18 protein-coding genes are annotated in these 21532 nt (G+C 62.4%); 9 read left to right on the forward strand and 9 right to left on the reverse strand.

Annotated features, from left to right (window positions below; translation table 11 throughout):
- Nucleotides 1–8 precede the first annotated feature (8 nt).
- The 5 genes from PMM47T1_RS20300 to PMM47T1_RS20320 are packed head-to-tail and all read left to right on the forward strand — an operon-like array spanning nucleotide 9 to nucleotide 4818.
- Entirely contained in the window at nucleotides 9–1388 is a 1380-nt protein-coding gene (locus PMM47T1_RS20300; protein WP_157213057.1) for an iron-containing redox enzyme family protein, read from the forward strand.
- 11 nt (nucleotides 1389–1399) lie between these two features.
- On the forward strand, nucleotides 1400–1732 hold the full coding sequence (locus tag PMM47T1_RS20305) for a Rieske (2Fe-2S) protein (protein ID WP_008372440.1): 333 nt from the start codon (nucleotides 1400–1402) through the stop codon (nucleotides 1730–1732).
- Nucleotides 1719–2903, forward strand: a complete 1185-nt coding sequence (locus tag PMM47T1_RS20310) for a hypothetical protein (RefSeq protein WP_008372443.1) — start codon at nucleotides 1719–1721, stop codon at nucleotides 2901–2903. Before PMM47T1_RS20305 ends, PMM47T1_RS20310 begins: the two co-directional genes overlap by 14 nt.
- 12 nt (nucleotides 2904–2915) lie before the next feature.
- The gene (locus tag PMM47T1_RS20315; protein WP_008372446.1) at nucleotides 2916–4139 is read left to right on the forward strand and encodes an ATP-grasp domain-containing protein; all 1224 of its coding nucleotides are present in this window, start codon (nucleotides 2916–2918) and stop codon (nucleotides 4137–4139) included.
- A gap of 7 nt (nucleotides 4140–4146) precedes the next feature.
- A complete protein-coding gene (locus PMM47T1_RS20320; protein ID WP_008372447.1) occupies nucleotides 4147–4818 on the forward strand; it encodes a phenylalanine--tRNA ligase beta subunit-related protein in 672 nt (223 codons plus the stop codon).
- Between the two features lie 2 nt (nucleotides 4819–4820).
- Here the strand turns inward: PMM47T1_RS20320 and PMM47T1_RS20325 are convergent, their stop codons facing one another.
- The 4 genes from PMM47T1_RS20325 to PMM47T1_RS20340 all read right to left on the reverse strand — a co-directional run bounded on the left by PMM47T1_RS20325 (nucleotide 4821) and on the right by PMM47T1_RS20340 (nucleotide 7406).
- Nucleotides 4821–5237, reverse strand: coding sequence for an Lrp/AsnC family transcriptional regulator (locus tag PMM47T1_RS20325; RefSeq protein WP_008372448.1), 417 nt, complete (start codon nucleotides 5235–5237; stop codon nucleotides 4821–4823).
- A gap of 68 nt (nucleotides 5238–5305) precedes the next feature.
- The gene (locus PMM47T1_RS20330) at nucleotides 5306–6163 is read right to left on the reverse strand and encodes a carboxylate/amino acid/amine transporter (RefSeq protein WP_008372450.1); all 858 of its coding nucleotides are present in this window, start codon (nucleotides 6161–6163) and stop codon (nucleotides 5306–5308) included.
- A gap of 187 nt (nucleotides 6164–6350) precedes the next feature.
- Nucleotides 6351–6950 (reverse strand): FMN-dependent NADH-azoreductase, encoded by a 600-nt coding sequence (locus PMM47T1_RS20335; protein WP_008372452.1) that lies wholly within the window; start codon nucleotides 6948–6950, stop codon nucleotides 6351–6353.
- A gap of 141 nt (nucleotides 6951–7091) precedes the next feature.
- Nucleotides 7092–7406 (reverse strand): 3-phosphoglycerate kinase, encoded by a 315-nt coding sequence (locus tag PMM47T1_RS20340; RefSeq protein WP_008372454.1) that lies wholly within the window; start codon nucleotides 7404–7406, stop codon nucleotides 7092–7094.
- Between the two features lie 50 nt (nucleotides 7407–7456).
- Here PMM47T1_RS20340 and PMM47T1_RS20345 point away from each other — a divergent pair, with 50 nt between their 5' ends.
- From PMM47T1_RS20345 to PMM47T1_RS20360, 4 genes are read left to right on the forward strand one after another with little or no spacing between them, the layout of a single operon-like run.
- On the forward strand, nucleotides 7457–8380 hold the full coding sequence (locus PMM47T1_RS20345) for a LysR family transcriptional regulator (RefSeq protein ID WP_008372456.1): 924 nt from the start codon (nucleotides 7457–7459) through the stop codon (nucleotides 8378–8380).
- Nucleotides 8381–8394: 14 nt separating this feature from the next.
- Nucleotides 8395–9210, forward strand: a complete 816-nt coding sequence (locus tag PMM47T1_RS20350) for an alpha/beta fold hydrolase (RefSeq protein WP_008372458.1) — start codon at nucleotides 8395–8397, stop codon at nucleotides 9208–9210.
- Complete coding sequence (locus PMM47T1_RS20355; RefSeq protein ID WP_008372460.1) at nucleotides 9204–9767, forward strand: peptidylprolyl isomerase A; 564 nt, start codon at nucleotides 9204–9206, stop codon at nucleotides 9765–9767. The genes PMM47T1_RS20350 and PMM47T1_RS20355 overlap by 7 nt, the downstream gene beginning before the upstream one ends.
- A 39-nt stretch (nucleotides 9768–9806) precedes the next feature.
- Nucleotides 9807–11639: an ABC transporter ATP-binding protein gene (locus PMM47T1_RS20360; RefSeq protein ID WP_008372463.1), complete on the forward strand. Its 1833-nt coding sequence runs from the start codon at nucleotides 9807–9809 to the stop codon at nucleotides 11637–11639.
- 132 nt (nucleotides 11640–11771) lie between these two features.
- Here the strand turns inward: PMM47T1_RS20360 and PMM47T1_RS20365 are convergent, their stop codons facing one another.
- From PMM47T1_RS20365 to hrpA, 5 genes are all read right to left on the reverse strand, one after another.
- A complete protein-coding gene (locus PMM47T1_RS20365) occupies nucleotides 11772–12905 on the reverse strand; it encodes a GNAT family N-acetyltransferase (RefSeq protein WP_008372465.1) in 1134 nt (377 codons plus the stop codon).
- A 104-nt stretch (nucleotides 12906–13009) separates the two neighbouring features.
- Nucleotides 13010–14251: a hypothetical protein gene (locus PMM47T1_RS20370; RefSeq protein ID WP_008372467.1), complete on the reverse strand. Its 1242-nt coding sequence runs from the start codon at nucleotides 14249–14251 to the stop codon at nucleotides 13010–13012.
- 229 nt (nucleotides 14252–14480) lie between these two features.
- A complete protein-coding gene (locus tag PMM47T1_RS20375) occupies nucleotides 14481–15839 on the reverse strand; it encodes an OprD family porin (protein WP_008372469.1) in 1359 nt (452 codons plus the stop codon).
- Between the two features lie 299 nt (nucleotides 15840–16138).
- Entirely contained in the window at nucleotides 16139–17260 is a 1122-nt protein-coding gene (locus PMM47T1_RS20380; protein WP_008372471.1) for a beta-ketoacyl-ACP synthase III, read from the reverse strand.
- 302 nt (nucleotides 17261–17562) lie between these two features.
- Complete coding sequence (gene hrpA, locus PMM47T1_RS20385; RefSeq protein WP_008372473.1) at nucleotides 17563–21474, reverse strand: ATP-dependent RNA helicase HrpA; 3912 nt, start codon at nucleotides 21472–21474, stop codon at nucleotides 17563–17565.
- Nucleotides 21475–21532: the final 58 nt, after the last annotated feature.

Consider the following 21532-nt stretch of genomic DNA (forward strand, 5'->3'; position numbering starts at 1 on the left):
CGCCAATGATGTTAGGGACAACCCAATCCTCCAGCCAGATTGTCGACACGCTGCGCGACGATGAAATCCAGGCGCTGCTGCAATTCAGCAGCGCTCCGGCCTTCGGCCAACCGCGCTCGTTCTACACCACCCACCCCTACCAGCGGCCGTCGCGGCCGCAGGATATCGATCCGGCGCAGTTGGCCACGCCGCTGGCCAGCGATGGCCTGGCCAGCCCCGAGCACCTGCTGGCCCAGCGGCTGTTGCTGAACATCTACGAGCAGGACCTGGTGTTCCTGCCCAAGCCACCCCAGCGCCTGGACATGAAGGCGTTCAAGGGCTTTTACGACCCAGCCAACATGGCCCTTGGCAAGCAGGTGCGGCCGCTGCTGGAACATTACACCTACGGCTGGCTGAAGAATGAAGTGCACATCAACGGCCCCTGGTGCGAGGAGTCGTTCATCGCCCACACCGACAAGGTGCTTGAGGACGTGGGCCAGGGGCCGTCCCGGCTGCACGAGGTACTGACCGGCAGCCGCGACCCGCAGCGCGCCGCGCGATTCTTCCTGATCCAGTGCGCCGGCGACTTCCTCAGCGAAGCCTCGGCCATGGCCCGCAACGTGCTGGGCAACGCCGGCCCGCACACCAGCGAACTGTTCAAGATACTCATCGACGAATACGGCTACGGCATCGACAAGAAGAAGCACAGCAGCATTTTCGAGACGTTGCTGGACCAGGCCGGGCTGAGCAGCCAGGTACACCACTACTGGCAGTTCTACACCGCAAGCTCGCTGTCGCTGACCAACTATTTTCACTACGTGTCGGCCAACCACGGCGAATTCTTCCGCTACATCGGTGCCATGTATTACACCGAGGCGTCGCTGGCGCTGACCACCGGTCACCAGTCGCGGGCATTGAAGGACATTTTCGGCGACTCGGTATCCACCGAATACTTCGACGAACACCAGCACATCGATGTGCACCACGGGCGCATGGCCCTGGAACGCCTGATCATTCCCCTGATCCGCCAGTACGGCCCGCAGGTGATTCCCGACCTGATTCGCGGTTTCGAGGAGTTCCGGCTATTGCAGGACCTGGCCGACGAAGAACTCTACGCCCACATCAAATGGCACGACGAGTTGGATGCCTGCCGCGCGCGCGCCTCCATGCTGCATGGCAGCAAGCCCGCCGACGCACGTTTTACCGAACCCCTGGGTGAAGTCTCGGTACTGCACTGCCACGCCAATACCGAGTTGTTCTGGGTGGAAAGCGGTGAGCTGGACTTCGTGGTCAGCCCCCAACTGGCGCTCAAGCTGGGGGCCGGGGAAGGCGTCATCATTCCCAAGGGCATGCTCCACGGCACACACGTCACCAGCCCGTCCTGCACCTACACCGTTACCGCGCTCTGAGAGGCCTGCCCGTGAAATCAGTCACTCTGGACGCCGACCATACGCCATACCTGGCCGTGGGCGGCAAGACCTACTTCCTCAACCGCCAGGCCCAGTCAACCTACCTGCTGCCCACCCTGTGCCCCCACCGGGGCGGCCCGCTGCACATGGGCCAGGCCGCGGAAGACGGGCAGCGGGTGATCTGCCCCTGGCATGACAACGGCTACCCCCTGTGCAACCTGGAAAAAAGAGGACTGCCCACGGTTCGCGTGGGCAAGCGCTTGAGCACCGTCATACCGACGGCCGAGCACTGCACGCCCCTGCTGCGCATCATTCGTCACGGTGAAACCCATGAATCACGCTAAAACCACGCTACCGGCGTTCTACAGCATCGTCACCCTGTTCACCGGCCTGGACATGGCCATCGTCATCGCCATGGTGTGGTTTGGGCTGCAGACCACCGGCTCTACCTTCCTGGTGGGCGCCACGCTGTGTATCGCCACAGTAGTGCCTTACGCTTTGGAGCAATACCTGGGCCGTTATTTCGTGGTCGAAATGAGCATGAAACGGCTGCTGTACATTCGCCTCGCGGTGTTCATCGCCATCCTGGGCCTGTCGTTTACCCAGGTTTCACTGATGCCGATCGGCTTCCTGGGCATCGCGTTCCTGGTGGGCGTTACCGACTACTTCACCATCAGCACCCTGGAGTCGAAGAACACCAAGCTGGTGCTTGCCGGGCACACCAACAGCGACACCTCGGCGCGCCTGATGCAAACCTCCATCCAGATTGGCGCCTTTGGCGGCGCGCTGCTGGGCGGCTTGATCGTCGACCGGTTTGCGGTCAATCACACCCTGCAGATCATCGCCATCGCCGCCATCGTCTCGCTGGGCGCCATTGCCCTGTTGGCCAGCACGCCCGCCGAGGTCAGCGAAACGCCCCACCCCGCTGCTGCCCAGGCAGACGCGCCCACCCTTGGCAGCCAGCTGTACCTGCTGATCGTGGTGCTGAGCATGATCGGGTTCCATATCGGCGCCTTCAATAGCCTGGTGCCCGTCGTCTTTCAGAAACTCAATGGCTGGAACGCCACACTGTTTGGCACCGCCAGCGGCCTGGCCGGGCTGGGTGCCTTTTGCGCAGCGGTATTGCCACGGGTGCGGTTGGGCAGTTATGCCGCCGTGGCGCTGATCGTCGTGGCCGATGTGGCCATCGTCTATTTCGCCAATGAGTGGCTGATGATCGCCGCGGCCTTCGTGCTGGGCTTCTGCATCAACAGCCTGCGTATCCAGTTGCGCCGCCAGTTGATCGACGCCGCGCCGGACGCACGCACGGCCGATGTCATCGCGGCGAAAAGCTCGCTGTACTACCTGCTGGTCAGTGGTGCCGCGCCCATGCTGCTGACCCTGTTCACCACCAACGCCCTGCTGGGTTTCGAAGGTGCGCGCGCCCTGATGGTCGCCTCCGCCCTTCTGCTTGGCGGCGCCGTACTGCTGCGCACGCTCTGGCCTGACCAGCGCACCGTTGTAACGGCCAAGTAGGAAACCGAGCCCATGAACCATATCGTCATCGTCGACCCGTTCTCCACCGGCAAGCTTTACGCGCCGCTGCTCCATGCCCGTGGCCTGAACTGCATCGCCATCATTTCCCGGCCCGACCTGCCCCTGCATTTCACCCAGGACCTGGTGCCCGAGCATTTCACCCAGGTGCTGGCCTGGAGCCCCGAGGTGGTGGAGACCCTGGACGCCCTGGGGGTGCTGGCGGTCATCGCTGGCTGCGAAACCGCCATTCACCTCACCGACCGCCTGACCGACCACCTGGGGTTGCGCGGCAACAGCCCGGCCACCAGTGATGCGCGGCGCAACAAATACACCATGCAACAGGCACTGGAGCGGCGCGCTCTACCCCATATCAATACGCGTCAGGTCACCCAGCCAGAGCAGATCCTGACCGTGCTGGAGGCCGTGAATGACACGGGCCAGTACGTGGTCAAGCCAATCAATTCCGCCGCCACCCAGGGCGTGGTATTTGCCACCGGTCGCTCGGGCGTGGCCCAGGCCCTGGACAGTGCGCGATGGCAGCAGAAAAACGACTTGGGCGAAACCAACCTTGGTTTTGTGTTGCAGCCGTTCATCAGCGGCCCGGAATACGTGGTCGACCTGGTGGCCTTCAACGGCACTTATCATGTGGCGTCGGTGTGCAGGTACACCAAGATCAAGCGCAACGGCAGCCCCTTTGTGTACGACAGCCTCGACACCCTGGACCCGGCCGCCACGGATCTGGCACCGCTGCTGGACTATGCCCGGAAGGCCGCTGCCGCCTTGGACGTCAATGTGGGGCCACTGCACATGGAGATCATCTGGTCGGCCGACGGGCCGGTGATGATCGAGGCCGGCGCACGCCTGCACGGCGGCATCGCGCCGCGGCTGTTCCAACAGGTGTACCAGCCCGACTTGCTGTCGCTGGCCATTGACAGCTACCTGGGCCGCCCCGCTCCTTCGGGCCCAGGCTACTCGCGCCAGACCCATCACGGCCGCATCGGCTTCTTCTGGGCCACCCGCCAGGCCACCTTCGACGGCCCCGGCTACGAGCGCATGGTGTCTGCCGGCAAGGTGCCCGGCTATGGCGGCCACCGTTATTTCGTCAGCCCAGGCAGCGAGGTACCCGCCACCATCGACTTCGCCACCTGCCCGGGACTGTTCTGGCTTAGCCACGACGACGCACACCAGCTTGACCGCAACGCCGAACAGATCCGCACCTTGCTATGGAACCAGTGAGAATCCCATGACTGCCCGCCTCGTCATCAACCCATGCGCCGCCGCCGTCGGTGCAGGCAATGCCTGCGCCGTGGTGATTGACGGCATCGAGATCAACAACGACAGCAGCTTCGTGCCCTTGCTGACCCGCAACCTCAACCAGGTAGCCTCGCACCTGGGCGACCTGGCGCAGAACCCGGTCTACCAGGGCTTTGCCCGCCAGATGGAGGAAATGGGTTACCCGAACACCGTCGCCGCCAACGAGAAACTGCTCAAGGCCTTCGTCTCCAAGGGCATACGGTCCATCAACAACGTGGTGGATGCCTACAACGCCATCGCCATCCGCCATGGCGTCAGCATCGGTGTGCACACCTATGAACAGGTAGAAGACATCCACGTATTCCGCGCCCATGAACCCATGAAGTTTCGCCCGTTGTTTGCCAAGAAGGACGCGGCGGTGCCGGCTGGCGACCTGGTATACACCTGCGCCGATTCACTGCTGGCGTGCATCGGCAAGACCGACGCCGACGCGCATGACTTCCGCCTGACCGACGCTTCATCGCGCCTGGTGGCGGTAGTGCTCGGGCATCACGACACGCCCCTGGATTTCAACCGGCAGGTGCTGGAAGAGCTGGTGGGGGCGCTGCGAGAGACCATGCCCGGGCTGCGTCACCACTTCCTGGAACGGGCCGCCGCCTGACCTCAGCGCCAGGCGGTGAGCACGGGGTTGATGATCACTTCGCGAACATGCTCAAGGGCCAGAATGCGGTCCTTGAGCGCCATCAACTCTTCAAAGGTGTGATAACTCACTTGTAGCAGCATGTCGGTGTCGCCGAACAGCGAATAAGCATGCACGATTTCGGCGTGGCCCTGGATCTGCGGAAACACCAGGTGGCAGTTATTGCCCACCAGTTGCAGCATCAGGAAGGCACTCTGATGGCCCCGGTCCTCCTCGGCCACGTTGATGGTGAAGCCAAGGATGACGCCGCTGTCGACCAGTTTCTGCACGCGCGCCTCCACAGCCGTGCGTGACTTGTGCACCTGGCGCGACAACTGCGCCAGGCTCAGCCTGGCGTCTTCTTTCAATGCCGCGATGATCTGCTTGTCGACCTTGTCCATTCTCACGCCCCCGCAGACACACGCCACGTTGCGGGCCTTGCTGGCCCGGCTCGGCGATTCTGCCACAACTAGCGAACGGCAACCGCGCCGCGGCGGCTGATCCACAGCGACGCCAGGATCACCAGCGCCCCCAGGGCCAGACGCCCCAGCGGTTCACTCTGGTTCCAGATCAGCAGGTTCATCAGCAACCCGGTGGGGATATGCAGGTTATTCATCACCGCCAGCGTACCGCCGCTGACCTGGCTGGCACCCTTGTTCCAGGCATACATGCCCAATGCCGTGGCCACCAGGCCAAGGAACACCAGCACGCCCCACTGAACCGGCGTTTGCGGCAGGTGCTGCGGGTTGCCGAACGCCAGGAAGGCCGGCAACGCCACCAGCAGCGCACCCACGAAGAAGTAACCGAAGCGACGGTATTGCGGCTCGTCGCTGGGGTATCGAGCCACCAGGCGCTTGTACAGCACCTGCCCGGCGGCGTAGGTGAAGTTGGCCAGTTGCAACAGCACGAAGCCCATGAAGAAATCCGGGTTCACCCGGTCGAAACGAATGATCGCAGCCCCCGCCACGGCCACCAGCGCGGCCAGCAGCGCCCAGGCGTTGAATCGCCGGTTGAGGGCGTCCTCGATCAAGGTCACGTGCAAGGGCGTGAGGATGGTAAACAACAGCACCTCCGGCACCGTCAGCACGCGGAAGCTCAGGTACAGGCACACGTAAGTGACGCCGAACTGCAGCGCGCCGATCAGCAGCATGGATCGAATAAAACCTGGCGCCACGCCACGCCAGCGGGTCAACGGAATGAACACCAGCCCGGCGATGATCACCCGCGCCACCACGGCGAAATAACTGTCCACGTGGCCGGCCAGGTAAACGCCGATAAGGTTGAAGGAGAATGCTTGAATCAGTGTGACGAGAAGTAGATAGCCCATGGGTGCCCCTTGCGTAAGGCCGCGACCTTAATCAATCAGCTCCCTTGGAGCAACCTATAGCTCCCACCAACGCGGTGAGACCACATGGGTTGTTTGCGCATAAAAAAACCCGGCACGCGCGGAGCACGGCCGGGTTGAAGCACCAAGGAGCGGGAAGTGCATAAAAAGGAGCGATCAATTCGATAGGTCAGGCCACCTGGCTGAGCAACGCCTTGGCCTGGTTCAGGCCTTTCTCGCTGAAGTCACCGCCCAGATTCATGCCCTCGGCATGAATGAACTGCACGTCGTGAATGCCGATGAATGCCAGCACCTGACGCAGGTAGGGTTCCTGATGGTCAGCGCTGCTGCCGGCGTAGATACCGCCACGGGCGGTGAGCACGATGGCGCGCTTGCCGGTCAGCAGGCCCTGGGGGCCGGTATCGGTGTACTTGAAGGTCAACCCGGCGCGCAGCACGTGGTCGAGCCAGGCCTTGAGGGTACTGGGAATGGCAAAGTTGTACATGGGCGCGGCCAACACCATTACGTCGGCGGCCAGCACTTCGTCGGTCAAGGCGTTGGAGCGGGCCAGGGCCTGCACTTCTTCGGCGTTGCGCTGGGCATAAGGCTTCATCCAGCCGCCCAGCAGGTCTGCATCCAGGTGCGGCACCGGCTCAAGGGCCAGATCACGCACGCTGATATCGTCGGCCGGGTGCGCCGCCTGCCACTGGGCAATGAACTGCGCGGTCAGCAGACGCGAGATGGAACCGTCTTTGCGGGCGCTGCTTTCAATGATCTGTACGCGGGACATGGGCATGGCCTCCATCAAGGCGCGGTGATTCGATGGAGGCCATGGTAGGCAATGGATAGTTGATAAAAAAGCGTAAAAAACAGCTACAACCCATCAATTAAGTTGATTTATAAAGCCATTCCTCTACTCTTCAACAGGTGCTTACACCGGTGTGCAGGTCAGTTTCAACCGCAGCGTGAGAATGTCGCGATTGAAGCGTTGCAGGGTACTGACGGACTTTCCGGGTTCGACCGTGACCCTGCGCGTGCGCGGCGACTCCGGGCCATTGCGGAACACCACCGTGCACTCGGCGGCCTGCGGGCCGTCGTTGCTCAGGGTAATGGAACCCATGTCACCGGCGGTGTCATCGGTGGTGTAGGAGATATCAGTGCCCGCCACATGCTTTTCCACGGCTATGGGGTAGGCAAAGGCACACAACGGCAACAGCGTCAGCAAGAGCGCACAGCAACTTTTCATTCGGCAGTCTCCAAGAGGGAACTGTCAGCTTAGGACATCAGGAGTCGATGATGAAAGCGCCCCGCGTTACCCTGGATCAGTGGCGAACCCTGCAGGCCGTCGTCGACCATGGCGGTTTCGCCCAGGCCGCCGAAGCCCTGCACCGTTCCCAGTCGTCGGTCAGCTACACCGTGGCGCGCATGCAGGACCAACTGGGCGTGCCGTTGCTGCGCATCGACGGCCGCAAAGCGGTGCTCACCGAAGCCGGTGGCGTGCTGTTGCGCCGTTCGCGGCAGTTGGTGAAAAACGCCAGCCAACTGGAAGACCTGGCCCACCACATGGAGCAAGGCTGGGAAGCCGAAGTGCGCCTGGTAGTAGACGCCGCCTACCCCAACGCCCGCCTGGTGCGCGCGCTGACCGCATTCATGCCGCAAAGCCGCGGTTGCCGGGTGCGCTTGCGTGAAGAGGTATTGTCGGGGGTGGATGAAGTATTGACTGAAGGTGTGGCCGACCTGGCCATCAGCAGCTATAGCATTCCCGGCTACCTGGGCACCGAGATGAGCCCGGTGGAATTCGTCGCCGTGGCCCACCCGGACCACGCCCTGCACCGCCTCAACCGTGAGCTGAGCTTCCAGGACCTGGAAAGCCAACTGCAGGTGGTGATCCGCGACAGCGGCCGTCATCAGCCCCGCGACGTGGGCTGGCTGGGCGCCGAACAACGCTGGACGGTCGGCAGCCTGGCCACCGCCGCCACCTTCGTCGGCTCCGGCCTGGGCTTCGCCTGGCTGCCACGCCACCTGATCGAACGCGAACTGGGCGAAGGTGTGCTCAAGCCGCTGGTGCTGGAACAGGGCGGCAGCCGCCACCCGGTGTTCTACCTTTACTCCAACAAGGACAAACCCCTGGGGCCGGCCACGCAGATTCTCGTCGAGTTGCTGCGCCAGTTCGACACCGCGCCCCTGGATGCGCCCTTCGCCGCCCCTCAACAAGCCTGACAGGACAGTCGCCCATGGCCTTTTTCGAACATGACGGATGCGCGTTGCACTACGAAGAGTACGGCCAGGGCGAACCCCTGCTACTGGTCCACGGCCTGGGTTCCAGCGCCCAGGACTGGGAATACCAGATACCGGCGCTGGCGCCTCATTACCGCCTGATCGTGGTTGACCTGCGTGGCCATGGCCGCTCCGAAAAGCCTCGCGAGCGCTACAGTATCGAAGGCTTCGCCGCCGACCTGGCAGCCCTGCTCGAACGCCTTGGCACCGGCCGTGTGCATTACGTGGGCCTGTCCATGGGCGGCATGACCGGCTTCCAGCTGGCCGTGGACCACCCTACCCTGCTCAAGAGCCTGACCATCGTCAACAGCACCCCCGAGGTCAAGGTGCGCAAACCCGACGACTACTGGCAATGGTTCAAGCGCTGGAGCCTGATGCACCTGGTGAGTATGGGCGCCATCGGCAAGGGCCTGGGCAAGTCGCTGTTCCCGCTGCCCGAACAGGCCGAACTGCGGCGCAAGATCAGCGAGCGCTGGGCGCGAAACGACAAACGCGCCTACATCGCCAGCTTCAACGCCATTGTCGGCTGGGGCGTGCAGGAACGCATCGGGCAGATTCGCTGTCCCACACTGATCATCAGCGCCGATCACGACTACACCCCCGTGTCACTCAAGGAGCAGTACGTAAAACTGATTCCGCAGGCAAAACTGGCGGTAATCACCAATTCGCGGCACGCTACGCCGCTAGACCAACCCGAACACTTCAACCGGACACTCCAGGACTTCCTCGCCAGCGTGTCCGCAACCCCCAAGGATCCAAGAGTCCCATGCTGAAAAAAATCGCCCTCGCCGCCTGCTCCCTGATGTTCGCCAGCCACTTGATGGCCGCCGACGCCCAGCACCCGCACGTGCTGATGGATACCAGCTTTGGCAAAGTCGAAATCGAACTGGACATGGTCAAGGCCCCGATCAGCAGCAAGAACTTCCTGGCCTACGTGGACAGCGGTTTCTACAACAACACCATTTTCCACCGTGTGATTCCTGGCTTCATGGTCCAGGGCGGTGGCTTCACCCAGCAGATGCAGGAAAAATCGACTCGCGACCCGATCAAGAACGAAGCTGAAAACGGCCTGAAGAACGTGCGCGGCACCCTGTCGATGGCGCGCACCAGCGACATCAACTCGGCCACCAGCCAGTTCTTCATCAACGTCAACGACAACGCCATGCTCGACCACGGCAACCGCGACTTCGGCTACGCCGTGTTCGGCAAGGTGGTCAGCGGCATGGACGTGGTAGACCAGATCGTTCACGTGCAGACCACCAGCAAAGGCGGCATGCAGGACGTGCCTGCCGACCCGATTCTGATCAAGTCGGCCAAACGCATCGACTGATGCCTGGAAGGCCAGGCCCTACGCAGGAGTTTTCGTCCCATGCTTTACCGTCGTTTCGAAAAATGGATCGATATCTTCCGTGACGCGCCCACCGAGGCGCCGCCCACTCGGGTGCTGGCCTTCTATGTGTATTACCTGCGCCAGGTCTGGCCCAGCTTCGCCGCGCTGTTGGTGGTGGGGTTGGTCGGGGCGCTGATCGAGGTGGCGCTGTTCAGCTACCTCAGCCGCATCATCGACCTGGCCCAGGGCACGCCCAACGTGCACTTCTTCAGCGAACATGCCGGTGAACTGGCATGGATGGCTGTGGTGGCCCTGGTGTTGCGACCGATTTTCGTCGGCCTGCACGACCTGCTGGTGCACCAGACCATCAGCCCCGGCATGACCAGCATGATCCGCTGGCAGAACCACAACTACGTGCTCAAACAGAGCCTGAATTTCTTCCAGAGCGACTTTGCCGGGCGCATCGCCCAACGCATCATGCAGACCGGCAACGCCCTGCGCGACTCGGCCGTGCAGGCGGTGGACGCGCTCTGGCACGTACTGATCTACGCGGTCAGTTCCCTGATCCTGTTTGCCGAAGCCGACTGGCGGCTGATGATCCCGCTGATCAGCTGGATCGTCGCCTACATCATTGCCCTGTACTACTTCGTGCCTCGGGTGAAGGAGCGCTCGGTGATCTCCTCCGACGCCGGCTCCAAGCTCATGGGCCGCATCGTCGATGGCTACACCAACATCGCCACCTTGAAGCTGTTCGCCCACACTAATATGGAACAGCGTTACGCCCGCGAAGCCATTACCGAGCAAACCGAGAAATCCCAGCTCGCCAGCCGCGTCATCACCAGCATGGACGTCGCCATCACCACCCTCAACGGCTTGCTGATTGTCGGCACCACGGGCCTGGCGCTGTGGCTGTGGACCCAGTCATTGATTTCGGTGGGCGCCATCGCCCTGGCCACGGGGCTGGTGATCCGCATCGTCAACATGTCCGGCTGGATCATGTGGGTGGTGAACGGTATCTTCGAGAACATCGGCATGGTCCAGGACGGCCTGCAAACCATTGCCCAGCCGGTCAGCGTCACCGACGTGAAAAGCGCGCCGACACTCAAGGTGGACCGTGGTGCGGTGCGTTTCGACAATGTCGACTTCCACTACGGCAAGGGCAGCAAGATCATCGAAAGCCTGACACTGGACATCCGCCCCGGCGAGAAAATCGGCCTCATCGGCCCGTCCGGTGCCGGCAAATCGACCTTGGTGAACCTGCTGCTGCGCCTGTATGACCTGCCCGGCGGGCGCATCCTCATCGACGGCCAGGACATTGCCCACGTCAGCCAGGAAAGCCTGCGCGCGCAGATCGGCATGATCACTCAGGACACCTCGCTGCTGCACCGCTCCATCCGTGAAAACCTGCTGTACGGGCGCCCCGGCGCCAGCGAAGCGCAGCTCTGGGATGCAGTGGTCAAGGCCCGCGCCGACGAGTTCATCCCGCACCTGTCCGACGCCCAAGGCCGCATGGGCCTGGACGCCCACGTGGGTGAGCGCGGGGTGAAGCTGTCCGGCGGCCAGCGCCAGCGCATCGCCATCGCCCGGGTGCTGCTCAAGAACGCGCCTATCCTGATCATGGACGAAGCCACCTCGGCGCTGGACTCCGAGGTGGAGGCGGCGATTCAGGAAAGCCTGGAAACCCTGATGCAGGGCAAGACCGTGATCGCCATCGCCCACCGCCTGTCCACCATCGCCAAGATGGACCGGCTGGTAGTGCTGGAAAAAGGCCGCATCGTAGAGCTGGGCAACCACAGGGAGCTGCTGGCGCATCAGGGATTGTATGCCCGCCTGTGGCATCACCAGACGGGTGGATTCGTGGGTATCGATTGAGCTGCACCTGGCCCCGTAGCACCTGCCGCCAGGCTGCGATGGCGCGCACAGCGTGCCCGCGATCGATATGGCACCGCCGAACGTCCTGCGAACCTTTTCGCAGCCTGCCACCGGATGGCCGCCCCGCAGCGCCTACAGGGTGGGGTTCACGCCATCGGACTGGCGATAGGGCAGTGCAGCCTTCGCCTCTTCGGCATACGCCCGCACACCGGCCCGCTCTTCGTGCAGAAATTCCGCCACCGCGTTCTTAAGCCCAGGGTGGCTCAGGTAATGCCACGACCGGGTAATCACCGGCTCGAAACCGCGAATCAATTTGTGCTCACCCTGGGCACCGGCGTCAAAGCGCTGGATGCCATTGGCAATGGCGTAATCCATGCCCTGATAGAAACAGGTCTCGAAGTGCAGTCGGTCGAACTCCGCCAGGCAGCCCCAATAGCGGCCATAGAAACTGTCGCCGCCCACCAGGCTGAACGCCATGGCCACCGCCCGGCCGCCTTGGCGTGCAAACACCACGCGAATGGCCTCGGGCATGCGCTCGGCCAGCAGGCTGAAGAATTCCCGCGTCAGGTACGGTGACTGGCGGCGCACCGCGTAGGTGTTGGCGTAGCAGGCGTAGACAAAATCCCACTCGGCATCGGTCAGGGTGCGGCCCTCGCGCCAGTCAAACTCGAAGCCCTGGGCCGCGACTTGCTCGCGTTCCTTGCGCATCTGCTTGCGCTTGCGTGACGCCAGGCTGTCGAGGAAGTCCTGGAAATCACGGTAGCCGCGGTTATGCCAATGATACTGGCAACCCAAACGCTCCAGCCAACCGGGCTCTTGTGCCACCAGGGCGTCCAGGTCCGGTTCGGTGAAGTTGATGTGTGCCCCGGACAACTGCTCCGCCTCCACATAACCCGGCAACGCCTGCAACAACGCCAGTCCATCGCCCAGCAAACGCGGGCCGCTGACCGGGCTGAACGGCACGGCGCACAGCAGTTTGGGGTAATAGTCGATACCCGCGCGACGACAGGCGTCGGCCCAGCCGTGGTCGAACACGTATTCGCCGTAGGAGTGCCATTTGCGGTACGCCGGCATCGCGGCAATCAGCTGGCCGTCTTCGATGTGCAGCAGGTGTTCGGGGCGCCAGCCGGAGTGCTTGCCCAGGCTGCCGCTGTCTTCCAAGGCGCTGAGGAAGGCATGGCGCAGGAAAGGTTGGTCGACGGGCAACAACGCGTCCCAGTCAGCCGCCGACACCTCACCCAGGCTGTGCGCTACGTGCAATGGCATGGCAATTTCCCCCTTTGAATAGGGCAAGGATGCCACATCCACCGCTGCGCCTGTAGCCACTGCCGTCAACTTGAAAACCGGCAGTCCCGGCATCAGGGTGGCGATCAGCCCAGCAAGCGAACAACCACCGGCGCGATGAACTCGTCAAACCCTGCCAGTAGCAGCCGCCCCTTATCGTCACTGGCAATCGTCGCCCCCGCCATGCAATCCCTCATGTCCCGGGGCTCAATCAGCGCCCGCCCCTGTACCCCAAAACCGGCATCCAACGTGCCATTGGCATGGTAACGCTCTACCAACGCCTGACTCTCCACCCCCCACCGATTACCCACCCAATAGCGCCCCTCCTTGCTGAGCCCCACGCGCCCATACACCGACGTGCCTTGATAACTCACTTCCAATGGCTGACCGCCGTTGAATGTGGCGTCGTTGAGCCCGTCCATCTGGCCCAGACTGAACTGTACCCCGGAGCCACCGCCGTAGCCGACCACCATCACGTTCTGGTGATCACCCGCAAACATACCCAGCGGGTAAGCGTTACGTTCGAGTAGCTGTATGCCTTGCACGCCAAAACCCTCATCAAACGTGCCTTGGTGAGTCAGTTTCAAAACAGCGCAATCAATGAATTCACTTGGCTCTACCTCCAGCCTTGACCCCAGGTAGATACCCGTATCATCAATGTGCGATGACCAGGTAAATACGCTGAACGCAACCGGCTTGACGACAGCGATTCCAGCCTCGCCAAAATCGCCATCAAGCCCACCCTCCATATTGAACGCCAGAACCGCAGATGCCTTGAAGTTCTCGCTGCCCCATGGCACTGAACCATTGACGATGACGTACAGCCTTTTTAAGCGCGTGTCGTAGCCCCCTGCTACATTGCCCGCCTGATAGACAAACCTGCTATCGACTTCCGCTTTGCAGACCTTATGGCCGCCGTCAGCGAATGTTCGGTCGAGCGCGCCAGCCAACGTGAAACGAGCCATTGCGGGGTAGTAGTAGGCTTCGGTGATACTGAAGGAGTAATAAAGTTCACCTACCACCATCACGTAGCCATCCTGGACAATGATTCCAAAGACGGTTGAGCTCTGGGAATTGGGAGGTTCCTTATCGATGTAAAAGCTGTCATCGATGTAGCCATTTTCCCCGAAGGTGGGATCGAGCTGCCCATCGGCAGTCAGACGCGCCAGGCGATATCGCCCTGCGCAGTGATAGCCCACGTACAGCCCTCCCCCCGCAATCAAGGCGATGCACGTCGCATAGTCACTGCCACCTGCGCTAGGAAGCCGAGCGACCCCCTGGCTGCCAAATTCAGGGTCTAGATCACCGCTTGCCCGTTCGATGTTCATTTCAACCTCCAGTCATGGATGGTGCCGCGAGCGCCCATTAAGAGCGCGCTGAAGTACCTGCACAACTGTAAGAACTGACAGTGGCAACACTCAAAATCCGGGCCCGCGCGCCCTCTCACCCCCGACGGTTCATGGCTCACCAAGCCTGGCACACCCAAAAAAAACCCCGCACTAGGCGGGGCAAGAGAGCTTTAACGGATGAGGAAAAAGCGGTGTCACATCAACAGGATTACAGCAGGGGCAAGGTGTAGCTCAGGATCACGCGGTTTTCGTCCTGGTCACGCTGGCCAGCAATGTCGTTGCGCCACATGGCGTTTTTCCAAGTGAAGCCCAGGCCCTTGAAGGTGCCTTCCGGTACCACGTAGGCCAGGGTCAGGTCGCGCTCCCATTCCGACTGGTTGTCACCGCTGCTACGGCCGTTGCTGCCCACGGTGTCGATGTTGTCGCCACGCAGGTAGACCAGGCCGGCGGTGGCGCCTGGGAAGCCCAGCGCCGCGAAGTCGTAGGAGTAGCGAGCTTGCCAGGTACGTTCGCCAGCACGGCCGAATTTCTGGATTTGCATGTCGGTGATGGTGCCGTTGGAGGAGCCATCACCCTGGTTCAGCCACGGGAAGTCCGAGCTGCCGTTGCTGACCTGGTAACCACCACCAAAGGTGTGACCAGCCACGGTGTACAGGAACAGGCCGCTGTACAGGTTGTTGTCCACGGCGCCCTTGCCACTGGCCACACCGCTGTAGTTACCGGTGGTGTAGAAGGCCGAATCGTTGCCGTTGGCACCGTCGTCGGTGCTGTGAAACGCGCGCAGGTCAGACTTCAGCACGCCCGGGCCAATGGCCCAGTTGTGGGTCAGCCCCACGAAGTGTTGTTTGTAGAAATCGTTCAGTTCGCCATAGTAGTACTGCAGCAGCAGGTCCTTGGTGACCTTGTAGTCGACGCCGCCGTAGTAAAACTTGTTGCTGCGCTCGCCGATGTCGCTGTTGCCGCTGCCGTTGGCGCCGCTGATCGACAGGTTTTCGTAGTTGCTGGAGTTACGGCCCTTGGCCTGGTCAATCTGACCGGCGATCAAGGTCACGTCCTTGATGTCGTTGGAGGTGATCTGGCCACCTTCGAAGGTCTGCGGCAGCAGGCGACCGTCGTTGTACTGGATGACCGGCAGTTTCGGCATCAGGGTACCGATTTTCAGTTCGGTCTTGGAGATCTTGGCCTTGGCAGTCAGGCCTACGTTGCCGAAGCTGTCAGCCGGCTGGCCGTCATGAGTCGGGAACACGGTACCGCCGTCCAGCGAACCAGTCGGGTTACCCGACTTGGCCTGGGTGGAGTCCAGTTTCACGCCCAGCATGGCCAGGGCGTCGACGCCAAAGCCCACGGTGCCAGCGGTGTAGCCCGACTGGAAGTCCACGACGAAAGCCTGGCCCCATTCGGCCTGGTAGTTGTTGTTCTTTGGCGTAGCCGAGTCACGGTTATCGGTGTTGATGTAGTAGTTGCGCAGCTTGAGCGTCGCCTTGCTGTCGTCGATGAAGCCTTCGGCTGCAGCCTGCTGCGCCAAGACGCCCAGGGCCAGGGTCAAGGCCACGGTGGACTTGTTCATTGATTTACTCCTTTGAGTACTGCTTTTTTAAGTTTTTTCAGCGGCGCCGCCTGGTATGCAAACGCAAGTCCGGCAAGCTTTATGGGAGGGCATCTTGAACAGCAGATATTTCAGCGAGGTGGCTCGTTTATTAAGATTTGATGACAGCGGAACTTTTTGAAATGAAGATTAGTTAATCTTCCTGCGGCAAACAGGCCGCTCTGGCGCGCCGTTGCGGGGCCAAAGATGAAGATGGGTTCATGTGATTTCATCGCAAACAAAAACGCCACCCAGAGGTGGCGTTTTGATAGCTGTGTGTTTTACAGCTTGCGCAGGATGACACTGCCGATGGAGTAACCGGCGCCAAACGAGCTCAGCACCGCCAGCGAGCCCTTGCCCAGGTCGTCCTGGTAGGTGTGGAAGGCAATCACCGAACCTGCCGAGCTGGTGTTCGCGTAGGTGTCCAGGATAACTGGCGCTTCTTCCACCGACGCCTCGCGCCCCAGCAGTTTCTTGACGATCAGGTGGTTCATGCTCAGGTTGGCCTGGTGCAGCCAGAAGCGTTTGATGTCATTCACCTCGATACGGTTTTCACCCAGGTGCTGGCTGATCAGCTCGGCCACCATCGGGCACACCTCGCGGAACACCTTGCGGCCTTCCTGTACGAACAGCTTGTCGGGCGCGTCCACGCCCTCCTCCGCCGCACGGTTGAGAAAGCCAAAGTTATTGCGGATGTTATTGGAGAATTGGGTCAGCAGCTTGGTGCTGACAATCTCGAACTGATAGGGCGACGTTGCCAGGTCGGCACGCTCCACCACCACCGCAGTGGCCGCGTCACCAAAGATGAAGTGGCTGTCACGGTCACGGAAATTCAAGTGCCCGGTGCAGATCTCCGGGCTGACCACCAGCACGGCACGGGCCTGGCCCAGGGCAACACTGTTGTAGGCGGTCTGAATGCCGAACGTGGCGGACGAGCAGGCCACGTTCATGTCGAAGCCAAAGCCCTGGATGCCCAGTGCCTGCTGCACCTCGATAGCCACCGCCGGGTACGGCCGCTGCAGGTTGGAACAGGCGACGATCACGGCATCGATGTCGGCAGCAGTCTTGCCGGCACGCTGCAAAGCTTGCTCGGCAGCGGCCACGGCCATCTGGCAGAGGATTGACTGTTCGTCGTTGGTGCGTTCCGGCAGGCGTGGCTTCATGCGCTGCGGGTCGAGGATGCCGGCCTTGTCCATGACAAAGCGGCTCTTGATGCCCGAAGCCTTCTCGATGAAGGCCGCGCTGGACTCGGTCTGGGCCGCCACTTCGCCGCGTTCGATGGCCGCGGCGTTGTCGGCATTGAACTGCTGGGCCCAGGCATTGAAGGACTGCACCAGCTCTTCGTTGGAGATGCTGTCGGCCGGGGTGTACAGGCCGGTGCCGCTGATGACGACGTTATGCACGCTCGTTCCTCTATTATTGGTGGCCGTTGCCAGGCAGCGGCAGAGTGAGTCGCAGCAAGGTGGCACGACCGTACCAACTTGCAAAAAGCACTGTCACGCCCGCGAAGGGCCAGGCAACCAAGGCTTCGCGAGTGAATAGGTGGCCAATTGTGCCAGATTTGCTGGAAAAGTGCCCTTTTCACGATAAAGGGCACCTCGGGGCGCATGAACAACAAGGGTGTGGGAGCGGGCTTGCCCGCGAGTCTTTCGGGCCTCAAACGCTTCCTGGCAAGCCAGCCCCCACTGTTGCAGATTTCGCGCTGTCAGGCCTCCACCTGGCTCCATTGCTTGCTCAGGCGCTTGTCGGAGATCGGCACTTTGGTGCCCAGTTGCTGGGCGAACAGCGACACGCGGTATTCCTCGATCAGCCAGCGGTACAGCTCGAGCTCCGCATCGTGCTTGCCTTCCTGGGCGTGCTTGGCCTGACGCGCCTGGAATTGCGCCCAGACATTGCCCAGCTCGATGCTCCATACCCGGTCTTTCTGCACCTGGCTGCCCAGCTTCTCCAGGCGCATCTCGATAGCCTTGAAGTAGCGCGGCAGTTCCTTGAGCCAGACTGCGGGAGTCTGGCGCACGAAACCGGGGTACACCAGTTGGCTCATTTGCGCCTTGATGTCGTTGAGCGCCACCGCCTGGGCCAGGTCGATCTTGCCCTTGAAGCGCTTCTGCAGGCCGTGCCACAGCTTGAGGATGTCCAGCGTCTGGCGCGCCAGCCGATCGGCATGCTCGCCCCAGGCACCGCGCTTGCGCTCGGCCAAGGCCGCCAGGCCGACGCCATCGCGGGGCAGGCTGGCTTCACCGTCGAGGATGCAGGTGTCCAGGCTGGCCAGCAGAATGTCTTCCACCAGCGCCTCGACACGCCCCAGGTCGCGGTACAACAGACCCAACTCGGTCTGCCCAGGCAGCTTGCCGCGCAGGAACTTGGCCGGCTCTGCCAGCTGTTGCAACAACAGGCGCTGCAAGGCACGACGGTGCTGGAACTCGGCCTCGGCGGCAGTGGAGAAGCGGCCTTCCTTGACGGCGCCGTTTTCTTCCACCAGCGCCGGGTAGACCGTCATCGACAGCCCGGCGATCTTCTGCTGGGTGGTTTGCGCCACGGCGGCGAAGGCCTTGGCCTCCACCGGCTGCTGGCTCTTGGCCGACTGCGGGGCGGCCAGGGCCGCCTGGCTAGCCTGCACGAAGCGCGCGGTCAGCTCGGCCAGATCGCGGCCTTCACCGAGGAACTTGCCCTCGCCGTCCAACACTTCGATGTTCATGCGCAGGTGGCTGTCCACCTGCTGTTCGGACTCGGCCCAGGCCTCGTCGCTGACCCGTGCGCCGGTCATGCGCAACAACTCACGGCCCAGGGCCAGGGGCAACGAGCCGTCGGCAAAGGTGATGCGCGCAAGCGCCGCACGAACAAAATCCGGCACCGGCACGAAGTTCTTGCGCAGGGCCTTGGGCAGGTTGCGCACCAGGGCAATGCACTTGGCCTCCAGCAGCCCCGGCACCAGCCACTCCAGGCGCTCGTTGGGCAAGGCCGGCAGCAATGGCGCCGGCACGCTGACGGTGACGCCGTCACGGGGGTGGTTGGGCTCGAAATGGTAGCTCAGGGCCAGGGTCAGGTCGCCCAGGCGCAAGGTGTCCGGGTACTGGCCGGCGGTAACTTCACTGGCCTCGCGGGCCAGCACATCTTCTTCGCGCATGATCAGCAGCGCAGGGTTCTTCTGGCTTTGGGTCTTGTACCACTGGTCAAAGGTGGCGGTCTGGTGGATCTCGGCTGGCACCCGGGCATCGTAGAACGCGTATAGGGTTTCCTCGTCGGCCAGGATATCCCGGCGCCGCGCCTTGGCTTCCAGCGCGTCGAGTTGCTCCAACAGTTCGCGGTTGGCCACCAGGCACTTGGCCCGCGACTGGATCTCGCCCCGCACCAGGCCTTCGCGGATGAATAGTTCGCGTGATACCAACGGGTCCACCGGGCCGTAGTGCACGGGCCGGCGGCCGACTACGATCAGGCCGAACAAGGTGATCTGCTCATAAGCCACCACCTGGCCACGCTTCTTCTCCCAATGGGGTTCGAAATGGTTTTTCTTGATCAGGTGGCCAGCCAGCGGCTCGATCCAGTCGGCGTCGATCTTGGCCACCATGCGCGCGTACAACTTGGTGGTTTCCATCAGCTCGGCGGTCATCAGCCACTGCGGGCGCTTTTTGCCGATACCGGACGAGGGGTGAATCCAGAAGCGTCGCTGACGCGCGCCCAGGTAGTCGCCTTCCTCGGTTTTCTGGCCAACCTGGCTCAGCAGGCCGGAAAGAATGGCCTTGTGGAATTTCGGGAAGTCGGCCGGCTCTTTATTGACTGTCAACTGCAGGTCACGGCAGATCAGGCTCAACTGCCGGTGGGCATCACGCCACTCGCGCAGGCGCAGGTAGTTGAGGAAGTTCTTGCGGCACCAGTTGCGCAGCGGGCTGGCGGTGAGCGCCTGGCGCTGTTCCTCGAAGCCGCGCCACAGGTTGACCAGGGCGGCGAAGTCGGAGTCGGCGTCTTTCCACTGGGCGTGGGCCTGGTCGGCCGCTTGCTGGCGCTCGGGCGGGCGTTCGCGCACGTCCTGCACCGACAACGCACTGGCAACGATCAGCACTTCCTGCAGGCTGCCCTGCTTCGCCGCTTCCAGCAGCATGCGGCCCATGCGCGGGTCCACCGGCAGGCGCGCCAATTGGCGGCCGATGGGCGTGAGCTGGTTTTCGCGGTCGACCGCCGACAGCTCTTGCAACAGGTTGAAACCGTCGGTGATGGCCTTGCCATCCGGCGGTTCAATGAACGGAAACTGGTCTATCTCGCCCAGGCGCAGGTGCAGCATCTGCAGGATAACGGCGGCCAGGTTGGTGCGCAGGATCTCGGGGTCGGTAAATTCCGGCCGGCCCAGGAAATCCTCTTCACTGTACAAGCGAATGCAGATACCCGGCTCTACCCGCCCGCAGCGGCCCTTGCGCTGGTTGGCGCTGGCCTGGGACACCGCCTCGATGGGCAGGCGCTGCACCTTGGCACGGTAGCTGTAGCGGCTGATGCGCGCGGTGCCGCTGTCGATCACGTAGCGGATGCCTGGCACGGTCAGCGAGGTTTCGGCGACGTTGGTGGCCAGTACCACGCGACGGCCCGGGTGGCTCTGGAAAATCTTCTGCTGCTCGGCCGGCGACAGGCGCGCGTACAGCGGCAGAATCTCAGTGTGCCTGAGTTGGGCCTTACGCAGCATTTCTGCCGCGTCGCGGATCTCTCGCTCGCCGGGCAGGAACACCAGCACGTCGCCCGGGCGCTTGCCTTCGCTGCGCTCGAACGAGGCGATTTCATCCAGGGTGGCGATGATGGCCTGGTCGACGGTGAGGTCGTCCTCAACGCTGTTGCCCTCCTCGTCCTGCTCGCTGGTGAGCGGCCGGTACCAGGTGTCCACCGGGTAGGTACGGCCCGAGACTTCGATGATGGGCGCGTCGTCGAAGTGCTTGGAGAAGCGCTCCAGGTCGATGGTGGCCGAGGTGATGATCACCTTCAGGTCCGGGCGGCGCGGCAGCAGGGTCTTCAGGTAGCCCAGCAGGAAGTCGATGTTGAGACTGCGTTCGTGGGCCTCGTCGACGATGATGGTGTCGTAGCGCTCCAGGAAGCGATCGTGCTGGGTTTCGGCCAGCAGGATGCCGTCGGTCATCAGCTTGACCAGGGTGTTGGCCTCGCTCTGGTCTTCAAAGCGCACCTGGTAACCCACAAGGGCGCCCAATGGCGTGGCCAGTTCTTCGGCCACCCGCGTGGCGACGCTGCGCGCAGCGATGCGGCGCGGCTGGGTGTGGGCGATCAGGCCGTGCTGGCCGCGGCCCAGTTCCAGGCAGATCTTCGGCAACTGGGTGGTTTTACCCGAGCCGGTCTCACCGGCAATGATCAGCACCTGGTGCTCGGCGAGGATCTTCTTGATCTCGTCGCGCTTGGCGGCGATGGGCAGACTGTCGTCGTAGCGAATGGTGGGCACGCTGTTTTTGCGCGCCACGACTTGGGCCATGGACGCCTGCGCCCGCTCGACCCACTGCCCCAGCTTGGCCTCGTCGGGCTTCTTGCGCAGCTCGTGCAATTGCCGCCGCAGGCGATGGCGGTCGCTGATCATGGCCTGGTCGAGGTTCTTGAACAGTGTGTCGATAACGAGGTTGTGGTCAGTCATCAGGTACGCAAATGGCTACGCGGCAAAAAGAATGGTCGCGATTGTCGCAGATTTGGGC

This window comes from Pseudomonas sp. M47T1, from assembly GCF_000263855.1.
GTDB lineage: Bacteria > Pseudomonadota > Gammaproteobacteria > Pseudomonadales > Pseudomonadaceae > Aquipseudomonas.